Source organism: Spirillospora sp. NPDC052242 (assembly GCF_040679555.1).
In the GTDB taxonomy this organism is placed as follows: Bacteria; Actinomycetota; Actinomycetes; order Streptosporangiales; family Streptosporangiaceae; genus Spirillospora.
On record NZ_JBFAUZ010000120.1, the window covers coordinates 1 to 1,067 of the forward strand.

The window sequence follows — 1,067 nt, forward strand, 5'->3', positions numbered from 1 at the left end:
AGGACGTGGGCGGGTCGGGTGTGGGGGTCGAGGTGGACGTAGTTGGCTTTGGTCCAGGTGTAGGTGGTGTCGTCGAGTTCGTCGGTGAGGGTGAAGGTGTGGTGTGGGTCGTCGGGGAGGCCGAGGGCGGGCAGGTCGAGGTGGACGGTGGCTTCGCGGGGGTGGTGGGGGTTGAGGTTGACGACGGCCAGGACGGTGTCGTCGAGGTGTCGTTTGGAGAAGGCGAGGAGTTCGGGCTGGTCGACGTGGTGGAAGTGCAGGTTGCGCAGGCGGTGCAGGGCGGGGTGGGCGTTGCGCAGGGTGTTGAGGCGGGTGATGAGGGGGGCGATGGTGGTGCCGCCGGTGGCGGCGGTGTCCCAGTCGCGGGGCCGGTACTGGTATTTCTCCGAGTCGCGGTATTCCTCGCTGCCGGGCCGCACCGGGGTGTTCTCGCAGAGTTCGTAGCCGGAGTAGATGCCCCAGGTGGGTGACAGCAGGGCGGCGAGGATGGCGCGGATCTCGAAGGCGGCGCGGCCGCCGTGCTGGAGGTATTCGTTGAGGATGTCGGGGGTGTTGGTGAAGCAGTTGGGCCGCATGTAGGCGGCGGCCGCCCCGGACAGGTGGGTGAAGTAGTCGCGGAGTTCGTCGGCGGAGTTGCGCCAGGTGAAGTAGGTGTAGGACTGGTGGAAGCCGATTTTGCCGAGGGTGTGCATCATGGCGGGGCGGGTGAAGGCTTCGGCGAGGAAGAGGACGTCGGGGTCGGTGGCGTTGATGTCGGCCAGGAGGCGTTCCCAGAAGGGGACGGGTTTGGTGTGGGGGTTGTCGACGCGGAAGATCCGCACGCCGTGGTTCATCCAGTGCCGCACGATCCGTTCGACCTCGTCGTAGAGCCCGTCGGGGTCGTTGTCGAAGTTCAGGGGGTAGATGTCCTGGTACTTCTTCGGCGGGTTCTCGGCATAGGCGATCGAACCGTCCGCCCGGGTCGTGAACCACTCGGGATGCTGCTGCACCCAGGGATGGTCGGGGGAGCACTGCAACGCCAGATCGAGGGCCACTTCCAGGCCGTGGTCGTGGGCGTGGGCGACGAA

At 66.8% G+C, this 1,067-nt stretch carries 1 protein-coding gene; it reads right to left on the reverse strand.

Annotated features, from left to right (window positions below):
• Positions 1–1,067: alpha-amylase family glycosyl hydrolase (locus tag AB0L25_RS41060; RefSeq protein ID WP_500179063.1), on the reverse strand; the 1,067-nt coding region annotated here is incomplete at both ends.